This window comes from Vibrio sp. 10N.222.46.A1, from assembly GCF_041473595.1.
GTDB lineage: Bacteria > Pseudomonadota > Gammaproteobacteria > Enterobacterales > Vibrionaceae > Vibrio > Vibrio tasmaniensis_A.
This window is the reverse complement of sequence record NZ_JBFRSN010000301.1, coordinates 1-4121: the sequence shown is the minus strand read 5'-3', so window position 1 is coordinate 4121 and position 4121 is coordinate 1. Positions and strand designations below refer to the sequence as shown.

The window sequence follows — 4121 nt, the reverse complement described above, 5'->3', positions numbered from 1 at the left end:
GCATACGAGCAAATGCGTAAGCCGATGTTGTCGACAGTGTAACAATAAGAATTGACGTAATACCCGCTACTTTTATTGAGTTCCACAGCCAAGTCAGTACTGGGAATGGAGGCGGAGTAACTGAGCCATCAGCATTCGTCACTGACATACCCAGAGCCAATTTCCAGTGTTCCAAAGATGGGTTGTCTGGAATCAAGCTACCGGTTGCAAAGTTACCTTCGCGGAATGAGATAGCAATAATCATCAGTAGTGGGAAAATAATTAGCGCTAAGAAGCACCACAGCGCAATATGCGTTGCCCATACTCGGTATTTAAGGCTCTTACCTTGTACCATAGCCATTGTCGTGCTCCTTAATCTTGAGTCAATTTAGTGAAACGAAGGTTTAGTAACGCTAGGGCACCAACCAATAGGAAGATAAGCGTTGCGATTGCACTTGCTAGACCAAAGTCTTGACCACCACCGCCTTCGAATGCAATTCGGTACGTGTAGCTTACAAGCAAGTCTGTGTAACCCGCTGGCTCAGAAGTACCAATCATGTTCGGGCCACCGTTCGTCAATAGTTGAATCATGACAAAGTTATTGAAGTTAAAGGCAAACGCTGCAATCAATAGCGGTGTTAACGGTTTTATCATCAATGGAAAAGTGATTCGCTTGAAGTTATCAAGGAAGTTAGCACCATCGATTGCTGACGCTTCGTACAAATCTTCAGGAATCGCTTTTAGTAGACCCATACATAGAATCATCATGTAAGGGAAGCCTAGCCAAGTGTTAACAATCAACACCATGGTTTTCGCTAAGATCGGGTCGGAGAACCAGTTTGGGCTTAAACCAAAGATACTCTCAAGCACCATGTTAATCTCACCAAAGCTCTGGTTGAATAGGCCCTTAAAGATAAGAATCGAGATAAATGCTGGTACGGCGTAAGGCAAAATTAGTAGAACACGATACACAGCACGGCCTTTCAGCTCTTCCCACTGCACAACGTTTGCCAGAACCAAACCAATTGCAAGTGTGAAGGCTACCGTACAAATGGAGAATACAACCGTCCAAATAAAGATACTGATAAACGGTTCTTTGATGCCGTCATCTTTCCAAACACGTTCAAAGTTGGCTGTACCAATGTCTACAACAAATCCTGGAGAAATGGTGTTACCGATAAACTCACCTTTCTCGTCAACCGGTTGGTAGAAACCCACTTCCATGTTTGGTTTCAATATTTCACCAGATTCATTGTTGTATAACGTTTCCCCGTCATCTTGAAGAGTGTAAAGCGGTGCAACGGCAGCAAATTTACGTAAGCCGCTCATGCGGATGTCATCACCATTTGGCAGATGGAAATCGACACCACTGATCACAGAGCGATTTTGGATGATCGCTTTGATCTTCTCTTTTTCACCTTGTACAGAGTCAATTGCAGATAGGTCCATCTCTGTTGATGTCATGCCTTCCAGAGAAAATACATCAGTTGCTAACAGCTGGTCGCCATCTTTCACAACGATCTGGTGACCGTTATCTGTTTTGTACAAAGTAAATGGGTAGCTTTCACCGCTTTGGAATGAACGGTCTAAAAGAACGGTTTGAGTACGCTCTAGAGAGAGCTGGTTTTTTGCGCTGTAGTTAGTAAACGCAAGCCCTACGGTATATGCCAGTGGGAAAAGAATGAATAAGATCATTCCGGCAATACCGGGGTAAATATAACGGTGGGCGTAAGTTTTCTTACTACCAAAAATGTAAAGAGCCAAAGCCGTTAAAATCACAGTAAGCAGCGCAAATGCGAGCTCACCGCGAGAATACATTAAAATTGTAGCGTAGCCATTAATTAAGCCAACACTACCAAGCAACCCCCATTTGATGAAGACGCTTTTACTGCCTGGAAGGCTTGATGGTGCCGGGATCGCATCTGAACCTTGAACTGACTGCATAGAGGAACCTGCTAACGAGATATAAAAATAGAAAAGTAAGGAGAGGTTGCCCCCTCCTTAAAAGGTAGTGCTTGGTTGTTACTTAGTCATTCGAGCTTCAGCACCTTTTAGTGCTTGCTCTACTGATTGACGGCTATCAACTACGTTGCCAATAGCTTCTTCCATGCTGTACCAGAATGTTGTGAACTGAGGGATGTTAGGCATGATTTCGCCGTTCATCGCGTTATCCATTGTTGCTGCAATACGAGTGTCGCTGTCTAGTTGACGTTGGAAAGAGTTAAGAGCAACAGCGCCTAGTGGCTTGTCGTCGTTCAAGCTCTTCATACCTTCATCAGTTAGTAGGTAGTTTTCCATAAACTCAACGGCTAGATCACGGTTTGGAGAAGCGGTGCTGATACCACCAGCCCATACACCAACGAATGGCTTAGACGCTTTACCGTTGAACTTAGGCAATGTTGCTACGCCGTAATCTACGCCAGCTTTCTCGATGTTTGCCCAGCCCCAAGGACCGTTAATTGTCATTGCAACGTTACCCGCTACGAATTCAGACTCAGCAACTGAGTAATCCATATCCGCAGAAATAACTTTGTCTTTTACCATCTTCTCAATGAAACCTAGAGACTTCTGAACACCGTCAGTCGCTACGCCTGCATCTTTAATGTCGTAACCTTCCGCTGTTTGCTTGAACGCGTAACCGCCGTCAGCTGCAAGTAGAGGCCATGTGAAGTAAGCGCCACCACGTAGAGGCCACATGATTGCTTTCTTGCCATCTTTTTGAAGCTTAGCGTTTAGTGCAGGGATCTCTTCCCAAGACTTAGGTGGATTGGGAACAAGTGCTTTGTTGTAGATAAGAGAAACTGACTCAACTGCAACTGGGTAAGCGATTGTTTTACCGTCGTAAGAAACAGCATCCCATGCGAAGTCTACGATACCTTCTTTAGTTTCCTTAGAAGGTTTGATATCAACAAGAAGACCTGCTTCTGCAAAACCACCAAAACGGTCGTGTGCGTAGAAAATCATGTCTGGGCCATCGCCTGTTGCTGCGTGTTGTTGGAATTTAGCTTCCAGTGAGTCTGGGTACTGAACGTTAATTTTTACACCAGTATCTTCTTCGAATTGTTTACCAATTTCAGCAAGACCGGCATAACTTTTATCGCCATTGATCCAGATTGTGATTTCACCTTCTTCCATAGCAAAAGCCGGTGCATTGAAAAGAGCAGCAAGGGTACAAATAGACAGTGTTTTCAATAGAGGTTTCATAGTTTCATTCCATATTCAGAAGGTTATCCATAACGATAATCACTTCTATCAGTTCTTATTATCTGCTGAAAATAATATCGACTAATTTAGCCTTTGAGAAATAGGTAAACGCACCTTTGATATAGTAAAAAGCTATAGCAATGCCGATACAGTGCTGTTTTACAGGCGATCGCCATAGTTTTGTGAAGTGGCGCGTATGGAGAAATGTGAAGGCGGGCTCAAACTATTTTTGGGTGATGAAAGCCATCCAAAACTAAGCGCTAGGTTGCTTAGGTTAAGATGTGAAATGTTGGAGAGAATCGATGGCTTTGGGCAATAAAAAAGGCAAGGAGAACCTTGCCTTTGGTGTGTTGCATTTAACGTATGATTACAGTTTTACAGCAAATGATTCATACGGTGCCAGTTCAAGCTTGGCTGACAACTCAGTGACCGTTTGATAGTTATTGATCAGACAATCAAGCGTCTGAGTTTGGTATTGTTCAGGCATATCCAGTGTCAGGTTGTCGTTTGAGAAGTTACAAACTACAAACAGCATTTCACCATCCAACTCACGTACGTAGGCGAAAACCTTGTCGTGTTCTTCAAAAACAGGGATGAATGAACCGTAGACAATCGCTGGGTGAGCTTTTCGTAACTCTATCAATGTCTTGTAGTGATAAAATATGGAACTTGGATCAGCCAACGCACTTTCGACGTTGATCTCTGGGTAGTTTGGATTCAGCTCAATCCAAGGTGTTCCGTCAGAGAAGCCTGCATTTGGTTGGTTGTTCCAATGCATGGGTGTTCTAGCGTTGTCACGGCTGTTCTCGTGAATGGCGTCCATCATGTGTTCATGAGTGACACCCGATTCCGTTTTTACTTTATAGAAATTGTGCGTTTCAATATCTTTATATTGGTCTAGATTGTCAAAAGCGACATTGGTCATGCCAATCTCTTCA

Annotated in this window: 3 protein-coding genes and 1 pseudogene; all 4 read right to left on the bottom strand. The window is 43.6% G+C overall.

The genetic code is table 11. The features are described 5' to 3' along the window. Window positions 1-340, bottom strand: a pseudogene (gene malG / locus AB4496_RS09965) (maltose ABC transporter permease MalG); the annotation flags it as partial. Window positions 341-351: 11 nt separating this feature from the next. Then, window positions 352-1923: a maltose ABC transporter permease MalF gene (gene malF / locus AB4496_RS09960; RefSeq protein ID WP_009845807.1), complete on the bottom strand. Its 1572-nt coding sequence runs from the start codon at window positions 1921-1923 to the stop codon at window positions 352-354. A 78-nt stretch (window positions 1924-2001) separates the two neighbouring features. Then, entirely contained in the window at window positions 2002-3183 is a 1182-nt protein-coding gene (gene malE / locus AB4496_RS09955; RefSeq protein WP_372130899.1) for a maltose/maltodextrin ABC transporter substrate-binding protein MalE, read from the bottom strand. A 367-nt stretch (window positions 3184-3550) separates the two neighbouring features. Beyond that, the coding region (locus AB4496_RS09950; RefSeq protein WP_372130897.1) for an alpha-glucosidase C-terminal domain-containing protein at window positions 3551-4121 on the bottom strand (571 nt) is incomplete at its 5' end.

Coding starts and splice junctions, on each gene's coding strand:
- malE (WP_372130899.1), bottom strand. CDS start 3,183: ATGAAACCTCTATTGAAAACACTGTCTATTTGTACCCTTGCTGCTCTT.
- malF (WP_009845807.1), bottom strand. CDS start 1,923: ATGCAGTCAGTTCAAGGTTCAGATGCGATCCCGGCACCATCAAGCCTT.